At 60.6% G+C, this 17,422-nt stretch carries 15 protein-coding genes; 9 read left to right on the forward strand and 6 right to left on the reverse strand.

The window, feature by feature from the left end; all coding sequences use genetic code 11:
* Window positions 1–264: 264 nt before the first annotated feature.
* From QF010_RS20800 to fabI, 6 genes are read left to right on the forward strand one after another with little or no spacing between them, the layout of a single operon-like run.
* Window positions 265–2,097 (forward strand): extracellular solute-binding protein, encoded by a 1,833-nt coding sequence (locus QF010_RS20800; RefSeq protein WP_429510137.1) that lies wholly within the window; start codon window positions 265–267, stop codon window positions 2,095–2,097.
* Complete coding sequence (locus tag QF010_RS20805; protein WP_033054609.1) at window positions 2,094–3,935, forward strand: extracellular solute-binding protein; 1,842 nt, start codon at window positions 2,094–2,096, stop codon at window positions 3,933–3,935. Before QF010_RS20800 ends, QF010_RS20805 begins: the two co-directional genes overlap by 4 nt.
* A 3-nt stretch (window positions 3,936–3,938) precedes the next feature.
* Window positions 3,939–5,012, forward strand: a complete 1,074-nt coding sequence (locus QF010_RS20810; RefSeq protein WP_033054607.1) for a microcin C ABC transporter permease YejB — start codon at window positions 3,939–3,941, stop codon at window positions 5,010–5,012.
* A gap of 1 nt (window position 5,013) precedes the next feature.
* Window positions 5,014–6,033 (forward strand): ABC transporter permease, encoded by a 1,020-nt coding sequence (locus tag QF010_RS20815; RefSeq protein WP_033054605.1) that lies wholly within the window; start codon window positions 5,014–5,016, stop codon window positions 6,031–6,033.
* A gap of 1 nt (window position 6,034) precedes the next feature.
* Window positions 6,035–7,645 carry an ABC transporter ATP-binding protein gene (locus QF010_RS20820; protein WP_046054814.1) on the forward strand — a complete coding sequence of 537 codons (1,611 nt, stop codon included), beginning with the start codon at window positions 6,035–6,037 and terminating at the stop codon, window positions 7,643–7,645.
* Window positions 7,646–7,666: 21 nt separating this feature from the next.
* Window positions 7,667–8,461, forward strand: coding sequence for an enoyl-ACP reductase FabI (gene fabI, locus QF010_RS20825; RefSeq protein WP_008152082.1), 795 nt, complete (start codon window positions 7,667–7,669; stop codon window positions 8,459–8,461).
* A gap of 178 nt (window positions 8,462–8,639) precedes the next feature.
* On the opposite strand, the gene QF010_RS20830 is transcribed toward fabI, so the two are convergent.
* Window positions 8,640–9,506: a LysR family transcriptional regulator gene (locus QF010_RS20830; protein WP_429510139.1), complete on the reverse strand. Its 867-nt coding sequence runs from the start codon at window positions 9,504–9,506 to the stop codon at window positions 8,640–8,642.
* 111 nt (window positions 9,507–9,617) lie between these two features.
* Between QF010_RS20830 and QF010_RS20835 the strand changes: the two genes are divergently transcribed.
* Complete coding sequence (locus QF010_RS20835) at window positions 9,618–10,043, forward strand: VOC family protein (RefSeq protein WP_429510140.1); 426 nt, start codon at window positions 9,618–9,620, stop codon at window positions 10,041–10,043.
* The gene (locus tag QF010_RS20840) at window positions 10,040–11,317 is read left to right on the forward strand and encodes an amidase (RefSeq protein ID WP_429533841.1); all 1,278 of its coding nucleotides are present in this window, start codon (window positions 10,040–10,042) and stop codon (window positions 11,315–11,317) included. Before QF010_RS20835 ends, QF010_RS20840 begins: the two co-directional genes overlap by 4 nt.
* Here the strand turns inward: QF010_RS20840 and QF010_RS20845 are convergent.
* The 5 genes from QF010_RS20845 to QF010_RS20865 all read right to left on the reverse strand — a co-directional run bounded on the left by QF010_RS20845 (window position 11,264) and on the right by QF010_RS20865 (window position 16,313).
* Window positions 11,264–11,863: a GGDEF domain-containing protein gene (locus tag QF010_RS20845; protein ID WP_033054595.1), complete on the reverse strand. Its 600-nt coding sequence runs from the start codon at window positions 11,861–11,863 to the stop codon at window positions 11,264–11,266. The genes QF010_RS20840 and QF010_RS20845 overlap by 54 nt on opposite strands.
* Before the next feature lie 74 nt (window positions 11,864–11,937).
* A complete protein-coding gene (locus QF010_RS20850) occupies window positions 11,938–12,516 on the reverse strand; it encodes a hypothetical protein (protein ID WP_429533842.1) in 579 nt (192 codons plus the stop codon).
* Between the two features lies 1 nt (window position 12,517).
* On the reverse strand, window positions 12,518–14,686 hold the full coding sequence (locus tag QF010_RS20855) for a xanthine dehydrogenase family protein molybdopterin-binding subunit (protein ID WP_429533843.1): 2,169 nt from the start codon (window positions 14,684–14,686) through the stop codon (window positions 12,518–12,520).
* A gap of 25 nt (window positions 14,687–14,711) precedes the next feature.
* On the reverse strand, window positions 14,712–15,167 hold the full coding sequence (locus QF010_RS20860; RefSeq protein ID WP_046052829.1) for a (2Fe-2S)-binding protein: 456 nt from the start codon (window positions 15,165–15,167) through the stop codon (window positions 14,712–14,714).
* Between the two features lie 300 nt (window positions 15,168–15,467).
* A complete protein-coding gene (locus QF010_RS20865) occupies window positions 15,468–16,313 on the reverse strand; it encodes an oxidoreductase (RefSeq protein ID WP_429510143.1) in 846 nt (281 codons plus the stop codon).
* Between the two features lie 114 nt (window positions 16,314–16,427).
* On the opposite strand from QF010_RS20865, the gene QF010_RS20870 reads away from it, so the two are divergent.
* On the forward strand, window positions 16,428–17,348 hold the full coding sequence (locus tag QF010_RS20870) for a LysR family transcriptional regulator (protein ID WP_429533844.1): 921 nt from the start codon (window positions 16,428–16,430) through the stop codon (window positions 17,346–17,348).
* Window positions 17,349–17,422 lie beyond the last annotated feature (74 nt).

Here is a 17,422-nt window from a genome sequence, read left to right on the forward strand (position 1 = left end):
TCAAAGTCATCAAACGGATGGCGTACGGCTACAGGGATAGCGAATTCTTTTTCATGAAGATCAAGAGCGTCTTTCCCGGTAATCCGTGAAGAACCTTTTTTTTGCCTGCCATTTGAGGTCTCGTGTGGCTGCAAGCGTATCTGTGGCTTGCCGAGCTATCGTGCCAGCAATTAACGGCGCGTTAAGGCCCCGTCTTTTTCCTGTCGATACAAGCTGTTACTGTACGGGCCACAAAGCCCAAGCCGCCTGGATCGGATCCCTGACTTGAAGCGTCCCCTCCTCCTGCTCCTGATCAGCCTGGCCTTGAGCTCCCCCGCAAGCGCGACGATCAGCGAAAGCCATGGTTATGCGCAGTTCGGCACGCTCAAGTACCCGGCCAGATTTACCCACTTCGACTGGGTTAACCCGCAAGCGCCCAAGGGCGGTACGTTGCGGGTGATGGCGTTTGGCACCTTCGATACGCTCAATCCCTACACCTTCAAGGGTTCAAGCCCGGTTTCCACGCCGAATTTCCTGCAATACGGCATCAACGAGCTCAATGAACCGTTGATGGTCGGCACCGGCCAGTACGCGCCGTCCGGCGATGAGCCGACCTCCAGCTATGGCCTGATTGCCCAATCGGTGGAATACAGCGAAGACCGCAGCTGGGTGGTGTTCAATCTGCGCCCCGAAGCGCGTTTCCACGATGGCACGCCGATTACCGCCTATGACGTGGCGTTCTCTTACCGCTTGCTGCTCAAGGAAGGCCATCCGCAATACCGCACCAACCTTCAGGAAGTGTCGCGGGTCGACATCCTCAATCCGCAGCGCATTCGTTTCGTCTTCAAGCGCGCCGGCAATCCGTTGCTGATCCTGCGCCTGGGCGAATTGCCGGTGCTGCCCCAGCATTACTGGAAAGGTCGCGACTTCAAGGCCACCACCTTCGAACCGCCACTGGGCAGCGGACCGTATCGCATCACCTCGGTAGAGCCAGGACGGCGGATCGTTTTCGAACGGGTCAAGGATTACTGGGGCAAGGACTTGCCGGTCAATCGCGGCAAATACAACTTCGACCGCATGGAAGTCGAGTTCTACCGCGACAGCGACGTCGCGTTCGAAGCCTTCAAGGCCGGCGAATTCGACATCTATATCGAGCACCAGGCGAAGAACTGGGAAAACGGCTACAGCTTTCCGGCGGTACGACGCGGCGACGTCATCAAGGCGCAGATCCCGCATCAGATCCCGACCCAGAGCCAGGGTCTGTTCATGAACTCCCGGCGCCCCGCCTTCTCCGAGACCAAAGTCCGTGAAGCGCTGGGCCTGATGTTCGACTTCGAGTGGACCAACCGCACGCTGTTCAGCGGCGCCTACAAACGCGCCATGAGTTACTACCCCAACAGCGAGTTCTCCGCGACGGGCCTTCCGGTCGGCCATGAATGGCTGATGCTCACGCCGTATCGCGAGCAGTTGCCCGCCAAGCTCTTCACCGAGCCGTTCAGCCTGCCGCAGACCCAAGGGCGCGGCATCCCCCGGGAAACCATGCGCAAGGCCCTGGGCCTGCTTGCCGAGGCTGGCTGGAAGCTCAGTGGCCAGCATGTTCAGAACGCCGCTGGCCAACCGTTGCGTTTGGAGATCCTGCTGGTCAACCCGAACCTGGAACGCATTCTTCAGCCTTACGTCGAGAACCTCGCCAGCATCGGCATCGACGCCCGGCTGCGCACGGTCGATCGCGCCCAGTACAAGCAACGCCTCGATCAGTTCGATTTCGACATGATCCTGATGACCCTCAACCAGACGCTCAGTCCGGGCCTGGAACAATGGCAGTACTTCCATTCCAGCCAGGTCGGGGTCAAGGGCAGCAAAAACTACGCCGGTATTGCCAATCCGGTGGTCGACCATTTACTCGAACAATTGCTCGCCGCCCAGACCCGCGATGAACAGGTCGCCGCCGGCAAGGCCCTGGACCGGGTGTTGCTGTGGCAGCACTACAGCATTCCCAACTGGTACCTCAATTATCACCGCCTGGCCTACCGCAACCGGTTCGCCTTCGTTACCACGCCGCCCTACACATTGGGCCTGAGCGCGTGGTGGCTGAAATCTTCGGAGAAGGATCGATGAACCCCTTACGCAACCTGCTCTTGCAGGCCAGCGGTCTGTTGTTCGCCGGGCTGGCCTGTGCCGCCCCGCAACATGCCCTGACCCTGTACAACGAGCCGCCGAAATACCCGGCCGATTTCAAACATTTCGATTACGTGAACCCCGACGCGCCCAAGGGCGGGATCTTCCGTCAGGCCGGTTTCGGTGGCTTTGACAGCCTCAACCCCTTCATCAACAAGGGTGTCGCGGCCGACGACATCAGCATGATCTACGACACCCTGGCCAAACAGGGCCTGGATGAACCGTTCACCGAGTACGGCCTGGTCGCCGGCAAGATCGAAAAAGCCCCGGACAACAGCTGGGTACGTTTCTACCTGCGCCCCGAAGCGCGCTTCCACGACGGGCATCCGATGCGCGCCGAGGACGTGGTGTTCAGCTTCCAGACCCTGATCAAGGACGGCGCGCCGCTGTACCGCGGTTACTACAGCGATGTCGAGGAAGTGGTCGCTGAAGATCCGCTGACGGTGCTGTTCAAGTTCAAACACAACAACAACCGTGAGCTGCCGCTGATCCTCGGCCAGTTGCCGGTGCTGCCCAAGCATTGGTGGGCGACGCGCGATTTCACCAAGGGCAACCTGGAAATACCATTGGGCAGCGGCCCGTACAAGGTCAGTGAAGTGAAGGCCGGGCGTTCGGTGCGCTATGAGCGGGTCAAGGATTACTGGGCCAAGGACCTGCCGGCGAACCGCGGGTTCTACAACTTCGACGTGATGACCACCGACTACTACCGCGACAACACCGTGGCCCTGGAAGCACTCAAGGCCGGGCAGTTCGATTACTGGCTCGAAATGGCAGCAAAGAACTGGGCCAACGCCTACAACATTCCGGCCGTCACCGAGGGCCGGTTGGTCAAGGAACAGATCCCCAACGGCAACCCCACCGGCATGCAGGGCTTTGTCTTCAACCTGCGCCGCCCGGTATTCCAGGACGTGCGCGTGCGCCAGGCCCTGACCCTGTTGCTGGACTTCGAATGGACCAACAAGCAACTGTTCAACGGCGCCTACGCACGCACCCGTAGTTACTTCGAGAATTCGGAAATGGCTGCCAGCGGCCTGCCGGACGCCGATCAACTGGCGATCCTCGACCCGTTCCGCGGCAAAATTCCCGAGCAGGTGTTCAGCGAGGCGTTCCAGAACCCGGTGACCGACGCCAGCGGCATGATCCGCGCCCAACAACGCAAAGCCTATCAATTGCTGCAAGAGGCGGGCTGGCGGATCGTCGATGACAAGATGGTCGACGCCACTGGCAAACCGGTGACCATCGAGTTCCTGTTGGCGCAGACCGAATTCGAACGGGTGCTGCTGCCGTTCAAGCGCAACATGAGTGACCTGGGCATCGACCTCGTGATCCGTCGGGTCGACGTCTCGCAGTACATCAACCGCGTGCGTTCACGGGACTTCGACATGATTGTCGGCAGCTTCCCGCAGTCCAACTCGCCGGGTAACGAGCAACGCGAGTTCTGGATGTCCGACGCCGCCGACAAACCCGGCAGCCGCAACTCCATGGGCCTGAAAGACCCGGTGGTGGACCAGTTGGTCGAGCAACTGATCAACGCCGATTCGCGCAAAAGCCTGGTGGCCCATGCACGCGCGCTGGACCGCGTGCTGCAATGGGGCTATTACGTGATCCCCAACTGGCACATCAAGACCTGGCGCGTGGCGTACTGGAACCACATCGGCCACCCGAAAATCTCACCCAAGTACGACATCGGCATCAACACCTGGTGGGTCAAGCCCGACGCCAAACCGGCGGTAGAAGTCGAAACCAAACTGCAAGCCGACCCTGCGGGCACGGAGTAATCAATGCTGGCGTATATTTTTCGGCGACTGCTGCTGATCATCCCGACCTTGCTCGGCATTTTGCTGATCAACTTCGTGATCATCCAGGCCGCCCCCGGCGGGCCGGTGGAGCAGATGATCGCCAAGCTCGAAGGCTTCGAAGGCGCCACCAGCCGCATCGCTGGCGGCGGTGCCGAAGTCTCGGTGGCGGGCTCCGCCTATCGCGGTGCCCAGGGCCTGGACCCGATGCTGGTCAAGGAAATCGAGCACATGTACGGCTTCGACAAATCGGCGCCGGAACGCTTGTGGATCATGATCAAGAACTACGCCACCCTGGATTTCGGCGACAGCTTCTTCCGCGACGCCAAGGTCATCGACCTGATCAAGGAAAAGATGCCGGTGTCGATCTCCCTCGGGCTGTGGAGCACGCTGATCATGTACCTGGTGTCGATCCCGCTGGGGATCGCCAAGGCGACGCGACACGGCAGCCACTTCGACGTCTGGACCAGTTCGGCGATCATCGTCGGCTATGCGATACCGGCGTTCCTGTTCGCCATCCTGCTGATCGTGGTGTTTGCCGGCGGCAGCTATTTCGACTGGTTCCCGCTCAGAGGGCTGACCTCCAACAACTTCGACGAGTTGAGCATGGGCGGCAAGGTTCTCGATTACTTCTGGCACCTGGCATTGCCGGTGACGGCGCTGGTGATCGGCAACTTCGCGACCATGACGCTGCTGACCAAAAACAGCTTCCTCGACGAAATCAACAAGCAGTACGTGGTCACCGCCAAGGCCAAGGGCCTGACCAATCACCGCGTGCTCTACGGCCATGTGTTCCGCAACGCCATGCTGCTGGTGATCGCCGGGTTCCCGTCGGCGTTTATCGGCATCTTCTTCACCGGCTCGTTGCTGGTGGAAGTGATCTTCTCCCTCGACGGCCTCGGGCTGATGAGTTTTGAGGCGGCGATCAACCGCGATTACCCGGTGGTTTTTGGCACGCTGTTCATCTTCACCCTGCTGGGATTAGTGGTGAAACTCATCGGCGACCTCACCTACACCTTTGTCGATCCGCGTATCGACTTCGAAAGCCGGGAGCATTGAGATGAATCTGTCCCCTCTCAATCGCCGACGCTTTGAACTGTTCAAGGCCAACAAGCGTGGCTGGTGGTCGCTGTGGCTGTTTCTGCTGCTGTTTGGGCTGAGCCTCGGCGCCGAGCTGATCGCCAACGACAAACCGCTGGTGGTGCACTACGACAACGGCTGGTACTTCCCGGCGCTCAAGCGCTACCCGGAAACCGCGTTCGGCGGCGAATTCCCGCTGGAAGCCAACTACAAGAGCCCGTACATCCGCGAATTGCTCAAGGAAAAAGACGCCTGGGTGTTGTGGGCGCCGATTCCCTACAGCTATCAAAGCATCAACTACGACCTGAAAGTCCCGGCCCCGGCGCCACCCTCCGTCGACAACCTGCTGGGCACTGACGATCAGGGCCGCGACGTGTTGGCGCGGGTGATCTACGGCTTCCGGATTTCGGTGCTGTTCGCCCTGACGCTGACCATTCTCAGCTCGATCATCGGCGTTATTGCCGGGGCCTTGCAGGGTTTCTACGGCGGTTGGGTGGATTTGGCCGGGCAGCGCTTTCTGGAGATCTGGTCCGGGCTGCCGGTGCTGTACCTGCTGATCATTCTCGCCAGCTTCGTCCAGCCAAATTTCTGGTGGCTGCTGGGGATCATGCTGCTGTTCTCGTGGATGAGCCTGGTGGACGTGGTCCGCGCCGAGTTCCTGCGTGGGCGTAATCTGGAATACGTGCGTGCCGCACGGGCGCTGGGGATGCAAAACGGGGCGATCATGTTCCGTCACATCCTGCCCAACGCCATGGTCTCGACCATGACCTTCATGCCGTTCATCCTGACCGGCGCCATCGGCACCCTGACCGCCCTGGATTTCCTTGGTTTCGGTTTGCCGCCTGGTGCGCCGTCCCTCGGTGAGCTGGTGGCCCAGGGCAAGTCCAACCTGCAAGCGCCGTGGCTCGGCATGAGCGCGTTTGCCGTGCTGGCGTTGATGTTGAGTTTGCTGGTATTCATCGGCGAGTCCGCTCGCGATGCCTTCGACCCGAGGAAGTGAAATGAATCAGGACAATCTGATCGAAGTACGCGACCTGGCCGTCGAATTTGTCGTCGGCGAGCGCGTCCAACGGGTGGTCGAAGGTGTCAGCTTCGATATCAAGCGCGGGGAAACCCTGGCGCTGGTGGGCGAAAGCGGCTCCGGCAAATCGGTGACGGCGCACTCGATCCTGCGGCTGCTGCCCTACCCGCTCGCCCGGCATCCGTCCGGCACCATCGAGTATTCCGGGCAAAACCTGCTGAGCCTGAAAGAGAAAACCATCCGCCACATCCGCGGCAACCGGATCGCGATGATCTTCCAGGAGCCGATGACCTCGCTCAATCCGCTGCACTCGATCGAGAAGCAGATAAACGAGGTGTTGAGCACCCACAAGGGCCTGATCGGCAAAGTCGCGACCAAGCGCACGCTGGAGCTGCTGGAAATGGTCGGCATCCCGGAGCCCGAGAAACGCCTCAAGGCGCTGCCCCATGAATTGTCCGGTGGCCAACGGCAGCGGGTGATGATTGCCATGGCCCTGGCCAACGAGCCGGAACTGCTGATCGCTGACGAACCGACCACCGCGCTGGACGTCACCGTTCAGCTGAAAATCCTCGAATTGCTCAAAGAATTACAGGCCCGATTGGGCATGGCGCTGCTACTGATCAGTCACGATTTGAACCTTGTGCGAAGAATTGCGCATCGCGTATGTGTCATGCAGCGCGGTTGCATCGTCGAACAGGCATCGTGCGAAGAGCTGTTCCGCGCGCCGCAGCATCCGTACACTCGGGAACTGCTGGCAGCGGAGCCCAGCGGCAAGCCGGCAACCAATGTAATTGGCCCGCCGCTGCTGCAAGTCGAGGACCTGAAAGTCTGGTTCCCGATCAAGAAAGGCTTTCTGAAAAAGACCGTCGACCACATCAAAGCGGTGGACGGAATCAATTTCAGCCTGCCTCAGGGCCAGACCCTGGGGATTGTGGGAGAAAGCGGTTCGGGCAAGTCGACACTGGGTTTGGCGATTTTGCGGCTGATCGGCAGCAAAGGTGCCATCCGTTTTGAAGGCAAGCAGCTAGACTGCCTGACGCAGCAACAGGTTCGACCGCTACGGCGGGAGATGCAGGTGGTGTTTCAGGACCCGTTCGGCAGCCTGAGCCCACGGATGTGCGTGAGCCAGATCGTTGGCGAAGGCCTGCGGATCCACAAGATGGGCACCGAGGCGGAACAGGAACAAGCGATTATTGCGGCACTCAAGGAGGTAGGTCTGGACCCGGAAACCCGGCACCGCTACCCCCACGAATTTTCCGGCGGGCAACGGCAGAGAATCGCCATTGCCCGGGCATTAGTGCTAAAACCGGCGTTGATTCTGCTGGACGAGCCGACATCGGCCCTCGACCGGACAGTGCAACGCCAAGTGGTGGAACTTTTGCGTTCACTGCAAACCAAGTACAACCTGACGTATCTGTTTATCAGCCATGACCTGGCTGTCGTCAAAGCGCTGAGCCACCAGCTGATGGTGGTCAAGCAAGGCCAAGTGGTCGAACAGGGAGACGCGCAAAGTATTTTTGCGGCCCCCAAACATCCGTATACACAGCAGTTGCTGGAAGCCGCTTTCCTGGCTCCAGCCACTGCGCAATAACCTGAAAGAGAGGAGCAACACATGGGTTTTCTCGCCGGTAAGCGCGTACTGATCGTCGGTGTCGCCAGCAAGCTGTCCATCGCATCCGGCATCGCTGCCGCCATGCATCGCGAGGGCGCTGAGCTTGCCTTCACTTATCAGAACGACAAACTCAAGGGTCGTGTCGAAGAGTTCGCACAAAGCTGGGGTTCCAACCCTGACCTGTGCTTCCCGTGCGACGTAGCCAGCGATGAAGAAATCGCCAAGGTCTTCGTTGAGCTGGGCAAGAAGTGGGACGGCTTGGACTGCATCGTGCACTCCGTCGGCTTCGCCCCGGGCGACCAACTGGATGGCGACTTCACCGAAGCCACCACCCGTGAAGGTTTCCGCATCGCTCACGACATCAGCGCCTACAGCTTCGTGGCCCTGGCCAAAGCCGGCCGCGAAATGATGAAAGGCCGCAACGGTAGCCTGCTGACCCTGTCGTACCTGGGTGCCGAGCGCACCATGCCGAACTACAACGTAATGGGCATGGCCAAGGCTTCCCTGGAAGCTGGCGTTCGTTACCTGGCCGGCTCCCTGGGCCCGGACGGCACCCGCGTCAACTGTGTATCGGCTGGCCCGATCCGCACCCTCGCCGCCTCCGGCATCAAGAACTTCCGCAAGATGCTGGCCGCCAACGAAGCGCAAACCCCGCTGCGTCGTAACGTCACCATCGACGAAGTCGGCAACGCCGGCGCCTTCCTGTGCTCGGACCTGGCGTCCGGCATCAGCGGCGAAATCATGTACGTGGACGGTGGCTTCAACACCACGGCCATGGGCAGCCTCGAAGAGTAATCTTCGGTCAGCCAACTAAAAGACCCGCCAGTTTTGGCGGGTTTTATTGGCTGAGATTTCACGGAGAAAGCAATCCCTGTAGGAGTGAGCCTGCTCGCGAAAGCGGTGTATCAGTCAGCATCGATGTCGACTGACACGACGCTTTCGCGAGCAGGCTCACTCCCACAGGGTTTTGTGTTTAGCCATCGTTCTGGGTCAGGCATCGGGCAAACAGCTGCTGGATCGGCTGTGTGCGCTGGCTATAGCGCTGCAACAGGACGATCTCGCGGTAGAACGTCAACTCCCCCAACGGAATGATCCGAACCTTCGCCCCATGCTCAAGCCAGAGCCCTGCCTCAGGCAGCAGCGACACCCCCAACCCGCATTCAACCATCTTCACGATGGCTTCCAGCTCATCCAGCTCCAAAGCCACCTGCACATCAATCTGCTGCTCACGCAAAAACCGCGTCACCAATCGTCCACCGAACGAATTGCGGTCGTAACGCACGTGCGGATGGCTCGCGAGGATCTGCAACGGCTCATCGCCTTCAAGTTCTGCCGGCACGATCAATACAAACGGTTCCTTGCGGATGACCTGCGCTGACAGTTCTTTGGGTAACTCGAACGGCGGCTTGATCAGGATCGCCAGATCCACCTCACCGGTGTCCACCTGACTCAACAGGTTCAGCGACACACCGGGCACCAGTTTCGGCTCCAGCAATGGCGCCTGTTGCCTCAAACGCAGCAATGCCTGAGGCAGCAGTCCGGTCTGGGCCGTGGCCACCGCGCCTATTTTCAACTCGCCGCGATACTCACTGACATCATCGCTGACCGCCATGCGACTGAAGGTCTCGAGCATATCCCTGGCCATTGGTAGAGCCCGCTGACCCGCCGCGTTGAGCAGCGCCTGACGTCCAGTGCGGTCGAACAAACGAATACCCAGGGCCTGTTCCAGATTGCGAATCTGCGCGCTGACGGCTGACTGGGTCAGGCCAATGTGCATACCGGCCGCGGCAAAAGTGCCGTAGCGCGTCACCGCAATGAAGGTTTTCAGTTCTCGCAGCATGGCGTTCTCGACTGATCGAAATAATTTGAGCTCGACGCAAAAATTATCGTCTTTCAATCAAAAAGCACAGGACTAAACTCAATCTGAATCCAGACAGCCGAGGCACATCCGATGCAACTCTCCCCTTTTCACTTGGCCATCCCGGTCTACGACCTGACTGCCGCGCGCAATTTTTATGGCCAGGTATTCGGCCTGGAAGAAGGTCGCTCAAGCGATCATTGGGTCGATTTCAATTTTTTCGGCCATCAGCTGGTCATTCACCTGGCGCCGAAAAACGCCTCTCAAGAAGCCGCGCACACCAATGCTGTCGACGGTCATGACGTGCCGGTGCCGCATTTTGGTGTGGTGTTGGGGATGAACGAATGGGAGGCGCTGGCCGAGCGGTTGAAAGCCCTCGATACCCGATTCGTCATCGAACCGGGCATTCGCTTTCAGGGATTGGTGGGCGAGCAAGCGACAATGTTTCTGTTCGACCCTTGCGGCAATGCACTGGAGTTCAAGGCGTTCAAGGACATCACTCAGTTGTTCGCCAAATGATCCGCCCCGTCCCGGATGCCACGGCCCTCAGTCAGTCCGTGATCAAGGGTGAGGCGACCGCCGCCGTCATCGCCGAAACAGTCCTGGAACGCATTCAGGCGCTGGAGCCGGACATCCGGGCTTTCGTCTCGTTCGATGCCCGAAAAGTACGCACCGACGCTGCGTTGCACAACAGTCGTGGCTTGCTGGCCGGCGTCCCGGTGGGGGTGAAGGATGTCTTCGACAGTGCCGACCATCCGACGCAATTCAACTCGCCCATCTATGCCGGTCATCAACCTGCCCGGGATGCCCATGTGGTGACCCTGCTCCGTCAGGCCGGCGCGCTGATCATGGGCAAGACCCACACCACTGAATTTGCGTACATGCACACCGGCCCGACCCGCAACCCGCATGACCTGGACCGCACGCCGGGCAGCTCCAGCGCCGGTTCAGCGGCCGGGATGGCAGCGGATTTCTTTGCTGTGGCGCTGGGCACCCAGACTGCCGGTTCACTGCTGAAACCGGCGTCCTATTGCGGTCTGTTCGCGTTCAAACCTTCGTTTGGACTGGTATCGCTGGAAGGCGTAAAGCCGCTGGCGCCGAGCTTCGACACCGTAGGCTGGTACGGTCGCTCGGTGCGCGATCTGCACTTGGTGGCGCGGGTGTTGATTCCAGGTTTTGCAGTGCCTGAGGTTGAACCACGGCCTCTGCAATTGGGCTTCTGTCGCACAGCGCGCTGGGATCAGGTCGACCCCGAGGTGGCCAACGCGCTGGAACAGGCCGTGGACCACTTGCGCAGCGCCGGCCATCAGGTCAACGACGTGCAACTGCCGGAGGAATTTGCCGGGGTATTCGACGATCACCTGTTAATCAACGATTGCGAAGGCGCCCGTTCTCTGGCGAAGGAGTTTCAGCAACACCGCGCACTGTTAAGCCCTTCGACACTGGCAATGTTCGACCGGGCGGCGACGACAACCTGGGAACAGGAGTCCGCTGCCAAGGCCCGGTTGGCGGCGCTTGCACCGCGCCTGAATGAACGCTGCCAGCCCTACGACGCCATGCTCGGCCCCTGCTGCGGGATGGTCGCACCCGTGGGCCTGGAAAGCACCGGGCCATCGGATTTCATCAAGTTCTGGGGCGCGTTCGGCTGGCCGCAGGTGAATATCCCGCTGCTTCGCGCTGAAGGATCGATGCCTATCGGTTTACAGATGATCGGCCGGTTCAGAAATGACGGTTCGTTACTACGGGTGGCCGAACGGGTCGCTTGCGATTTGCTCACTGGTCGCAGTCAATAAGCCCTCGGCCGTCTCGTGGAGCGCAGGATGAAACTCGATCTGATCGATACTGAAGTGGATGTCATAACCGCGATGCACCGTGGCATTGCGCTCTTCGAGAATTTCTTCGAGTCGCGCCCTGATCGCGGGTATTTCCACAACGCTTGAGCCGGTCAGCAACGCAACGAATTTGTCGCTGCCCAACCGGCCGATCACATCGCTCTCGCGAAAGGCTATTCGCAGCACATCAGCGAAGGTTTTCAGGGCATTGTCGCCCTCGGAACGACCATAGAGATAGTTGATGTGCTTGAAGTCATCAATGTTGAAGAGCAGCAGCGTCGCTGGCTTTTTCAGCTGTAGGCAGACATCCAGCCCTTGTTGGGCCAGCGCTATAAAACCGTGTCGGTTGGAGAGCAGCGTCAACTCGTCCATGCTCGCCATCTGGACGCCCATTAACTCCTCCTCGGCCTTGCGGGCCAAGTCACGCAGCAGCTCGCGCTCCTGCAGTGGCGTGCGCAACGGGTCGGCGCACGCGCCTGGTTTTACCGGTTTGCCTGGGATCAGCATTACTCACTCCATGGGCGGGTATATTTCTTAGAGTGGCCCATACCCGCTTTGACTCCCTGTTAACAGACCGCCGGTCAACTACCCACGACCGGACATGGCCCTCCGGCGTCAGCCCAAAGCTTGAACTGGGTGACGAAAATGTCGTGCGGCACCGGGACCGGCGCCCTTCCCTGACCTGGATTCCAGCCCCAAAGCACCAATTTGTCGTCGCTGACATGCTTGATCAGCGCGGCGAAATCGCGGTCACCGTTGCTGGAACGGTCCTTGATCATTGCGCACAATTTATCGGCCGGCAGACCGATCCAGGCCATTTTGTGCGCGGCTGGCGGCAGGCTCCAGTGCGGCGCCCCCGGCGGTGCGTGAGCGCCGTAACTGGCCGGCGGATTATTCTCGGCGTGACAGGTAGCGCAGGGCAAACCCGCCGCACCCTTGCCGTCCATGCCCCGCACGACGTTCATTGCGTGGGGAATGCCGGCGTCGAATTGCAACGGCGAATCGCCGGGGATATGGCAGTTCTGGCACCGTGGGCTCTGAAAGACCTTTTGCACGGTATCGAACGCCTTGATGGCCTCCTTATCGTCAGCGAGCACGTGCTCGGCGTAGGCGACCAGGCCGATCAACACCACCGCGCCAAGAATCAGATGTCGTCTCATCTCACACCCCCGACAGTTGCAGCGGCAGTTCCCGCAAGCGCTGGCCGGTCAGGGCGAACACCGCGTTGGCCACTGCCGGCGCCGTGGGCGGCACACCGGCCTCGCCGATGCCACCGGGTTTGTCGCTGCTGGGCACGATATGTACTTCCACCACCGGCATTTCGTTGAGCCGCAGCACTTGATAGTCGTGGTAATTGGATTGCACCACCTGCCCATTCTTGAAGGTCAGTTTGCTGTGCAAGGTAAATCCGAGGCCGAACGTGATGGCCGATTCCATTTGCGCCGCGATGCTCATCGGGTTGACCGCAATGCCGCAATCCACCGCACACACCACCCGGTGTACACGGATCGCCAGGTTGTCCTGGGACACCTCGGCCACCTGCGCAACATAACTGCCGAAAGACTCATGCACCGCTACACCCAACGCATGGCCGTCCGCCAGTGGCGCCTTCCAGTTGGCTTTTTCAACGGCCAGGTTCAGCACGCCAAGATGCCGTGGATGGTCCTTGAGCAAGGTTCGCCGGTACTCCACCGGGTCCTTGCCGGCCGCCTCTGCCAGTTCGTCGATCAGCGACTCCATCACGAACGCGGTGTGGGTGTGCCCTACCGAACGCAGCCAGAGCACGCGGATGCCGGTTTGCGGGGAATGCAGATCAACCTGGTGATTTGCCAACCCCTCAAGGTAAGGACTGTCGGCAACCCCTTCGACAGACGTCTTGTCGATGCCATTCTTGACCATGGTCGCTTCGAATGACGTGCCAGCCATGATCGACTGCCCGACCATCACATGCTTCCAGGCGATCGGCAGCCCGCCCGCATCGAGGCCGATGCGGGCCTGATGGAGGAACGCGGAGCGGTAGTAGCCACCGCGAATGTCGTCCTCCCGGGACCAGACGGTTTTTACCGGTGCGCCCGCTGCCTTGGCGACTTCCACGGCTTCTGCAACAAAGTCCGAGGTCGGATTGGCCCGGCGACCGAAACCGCCACCCAGAAACTCGGTATGAATCTCCACCTGCTCGGGTTTGAGCCCGGTGATTTTGCCGGCGACCATTTGATCCAGCGTCTGGAACTGGGTGCCGGTCCAGATTTCGCATTTGTCCTGGGTGATTTTCACGGTGCAGTTGAGCGGCTCCATCGGCGCATGGGCCAGGTACGGCACGCTGTATTCGACATCAATGGTCTTCGCCGCTTTCCCCAGACCCGCCGCGACATCACCGGCCTGACTGGCAGACGCCCCAGGGGTGGCGGCGAGTTTGCGGAAGCTTTCCAGCAGTTTCTGACTGTCGAGCCCGGTGTTTGGCCCCAGGTCCCAATCGACCTTCAACGCATCTCGCCCCAGCTTCGCCGCCCAGTAATGGTCGGCAATCACCGCCACCCCGGTGGGCACCTGCACCACTTTGTGCACGCCCGGAATCGCCAGCGCTTCGGCGCCTTCGAAGGATTTGACGCTGCCACCGAACACCGGCGAGCGCGCGACCATGGCGGTCATCAGGCCGTCGAACTGCACGTCCATGCCGAACTTGGCGCGGCCGGTGATTTTTTCCGGGGTGTCCAGGCGCTTGGTCGGTTTGCCAATGATTTTCCAGTCCTTGGACTCCTTGAGCTTGATCGACGCTGGATCCGGCACCGGCAGCTTGCCGGCGTCATCGGCCAGTTCGCCGTAGGTGGCGCGTTGGTCGCCGGCAATCACTACACCCGATTCGGTGCGAATTTCGGAGGGCGCGACGTTGAAGCGTTTGGCCGCCGCGTCGATCAACATCAAACGCGCCGCTGCACCGGCCTGCCGGTAGCGGTCGAACTCCATCCAGGTCGAGGTGGACCCGCCAGTGATTTGCATCCCGCCAAACCCGGCCAGGCCATATTCGGCGGCCGAGGCAGGTGCATGTTCGACGCGGATCTTCGACCAGTCGGCGTCCAGTTCTTCAGCGATCAACATGGTCAGGCCGGTCCAGATACCCTGGCCCATTTCCGAATGGCCGAGCAGTATGGTGACGCTGTTGTCATTGCCGATCCGCAAAAACGCATTGGGCGCGAACACATTGCCTTGATTCTCGGCGCCGATCGCAAAGCGATGGCCACCGGGGATGACAAACGCCACCACCAGACCACCGCCCAGCACCGCGCTGCCCTTGAGGAAACCGCGGCGTGACAGAGGATTGAGGCTGTTCATTGTGCGGACTCCCTTCAACGTGGCATCAACCGATCTCGGCGGCGCGTTTGACCGCTGCACGGATCCTTGGGTAGGTGCCGCAGCGGCAGATGTTGCCGGAGAGCGCCTGATCGATGTCGCTGTCGGTGGGCTTGGGGATTTTCGCCAGCAACGCGGCGGCCGACATGATCTGCCCGGACTGGCAGTAACCGCACTGCACCACATCGAGTTCCGCCCAGGCTTGCTGCACCGGGTGCGAACCGTCGGTGGACAGGCCTTCGATGGTGAGGATTTTTTGCCCATTGGCCACCGCTGTGGCGGGCGTGATACAGGAACGCAGCGGCGCGCCGTCGACGTGCACGGTGCAGGCCCCGCACTGGGCGATGCCGCAACCGAATTTGGTGCCGGTCAGGTGCGCGACATCGCGCAGGACCCACAGCAGCGGCATGTCTGCGGGGACATCCAGCGCCTGGTCCTTGCCATTGATGTTGAGGGTCAGCATTGCGAATGTCCTCAGACTCACGGTGTTCTGAAGGGGTTCTCGGGAACCTCGGGTTATCCCTACAGCTAAGCGCAAATTGCCGGGCGAGACAGGTTCATCGACCACCGGTCACACAATGAAGGCGAACAGGATCGCGTTGTAGCAGCTGCCGAGCCCGCGAGGCTGCGTTCGGCGACGAAGTCGTCGTAAACCCTGCGAACGCAGTTTTCCTGGCACACCGCAGAGCCTGACTTCACGACGACTTCGTCGCCGAACGCAGCCTCGCAGGCTCGGCAGCTGCTACATAGAGCGGTTGGGGGCTTAGAAGTCGGTGGACACCGACAGCTCACGCCACGTCTGCAACTCATCGGCGACGAAGGCGTTCTTGGCTTCGATCGCTGCGACACAGTCGCTGCCCAGCGGTAAGCGCAGCGGGGCTTTTTCCGCTTGCACCAGGGTGATCATGGCCTGGGCGAGCTTGTCCGGATCGCCAGGCTGATTCAGGGTCACGGCCTTGGCAATTTTGCGCACCTCACCCGCCGTGCTGTCGTAGTCGGCAATCGAAGCCGGGGATTCGACCAGTGAATTGCCTTCGAGGAACTCGGTACGGAAATAGCCCGGCTCGACAATGGTCACGTTGATGCCCAGCGGTGCCAGCTCGGCGTGCAACGCCTCGCTCAAACCTTCGACGGCAAATTTGGTGGAGCAGTAGACGCCGAAGCCCGGCCCCGACCTGTAGCCGCCCACCGATGAGAGATTGATCACATGTCCACGGCGAGCCGCGCGCATGTGCGGCAGGACAGCGCGCGTGACATTCAGCAAGCCGAAGACGTTGGTTTCGTACACGCGTCGCACTTCATCGGCGCTGGCTTCTTCCACCGCGCCAAGCACGCCGAAACCGGCGTTGTTGACCAGCACGTCGATGCGCCCGAAGTGTTCAATGGCGGCGTTGGCGACCACGACGCCCTGGGCTTCGTTGGTCACATCAAGGGTGGCGGCCAGCAAGCCTGGCTGCTCGCCAAAACGCTGGGTGATGCTGCTGGCGTCACGAGCGGTGGCAACCACAGCGTCGCCATTGGCCAGCGCGGCGGCAGCGATCTTGGCGCCGATACCGCGAGAAGCACCGGTGATGAGCCAGACACGTTTGAAGTTTTGGGAGGTGGTCATGATCGCGAATCCTTGTAGGCAGTTGGGGTAAGCACAAGGTACGCAGGAACATTGGTCGGAAAAATGCCCTCGTGTTACAAGCACTATGAAACGCTCTTTCATAATGGCGCCGATATGAATCACGACCCGTTTGATGGTTTGACCGAGTTTCTCGCGGTCGCCGAGCACAAAAGCTTCACCCTTGCCGCGACTCGGCTAGCCGTGACGCCCACCGCCGTCAGCCATGCGATCAAGCTCTTGGAACGGCGCACCGGCGTGCTGCTGTTTCAGCGCACCACACGCCGAGTGGCGCTGACCGAAGCCGGCGCCAGTCTGTTTGCCCGCTTGCGTCCGGCGGCCAGTGAAATCGATGAAGCCCTGGCGGTGCTCAGCGGTTTTCGTGATCAGCCCATGGGCACGCTGCGACTCACGGCACCACGATTGTCCGGGGCATTATTAATGGAGCCGCTGATTCCGCTGTTCCTCGAGGCCTACCCGCAAGTCACTCTCGATATTTCCCTGGACGACGCCACGGTCGACCTGATGGCCGGCGGCTTCGATGCCGGGATTCGTCTGGGAGAGTCGATTGAAAAAGACATGATCGCGGTACGCCTGACACCTGACCTGCAATGGTCGGTGGTGGGCTCCCCGGCGTACTTTGCCAAGGCTGGCAAACCGGTCGTCCCGGAAGACCTGACCCGGCATCAATGCATCGGCTTTCGCTTCTCGACCTCCGGCAGCGCGCATCGCTGGGAGTTTCGCCGCGAGGATCGGGACTTCACCGTGGGCGTCGAGGGCGGCGTGATCGTCAATGACCGCCGGTTGTTGGTGGCGGCGGCACTCAGCGGTTCAGGCCTGGCCTATGCCTGTGATCTGGAGATTGCCGACGAGTTGGCGGATGGACGACTGGAACGGGTGCTGCAACCCTTTGTGCCACTCAGCTCTGCGTTGTACCTGTACTTTCCCAGCCGCACCCAGACGCAGCCGAAATTGCGGGCCTTTATTGATTTGGCCACCCGGTGGATCGCTGAAAAAGGAGGCCTGGGCCGTCGCTGAACCGGCGTCTTCAGGCCACAACGCCGACCAGATTTTTACCCAGCCGATGCTGCGCCAGAAGACGCATCACCCTA

Origin of the sequence: Pseudomonas silensiensis (assembly GCF_050434865.1) — a bacterium.
GTDB lineage: Bacteria > Pseudomonadota > Gammaproteobacteria > Pseudomonadales > Pseudomonadaceae > Aquipseudomonas > Aquipseudomonas fluorescens_W.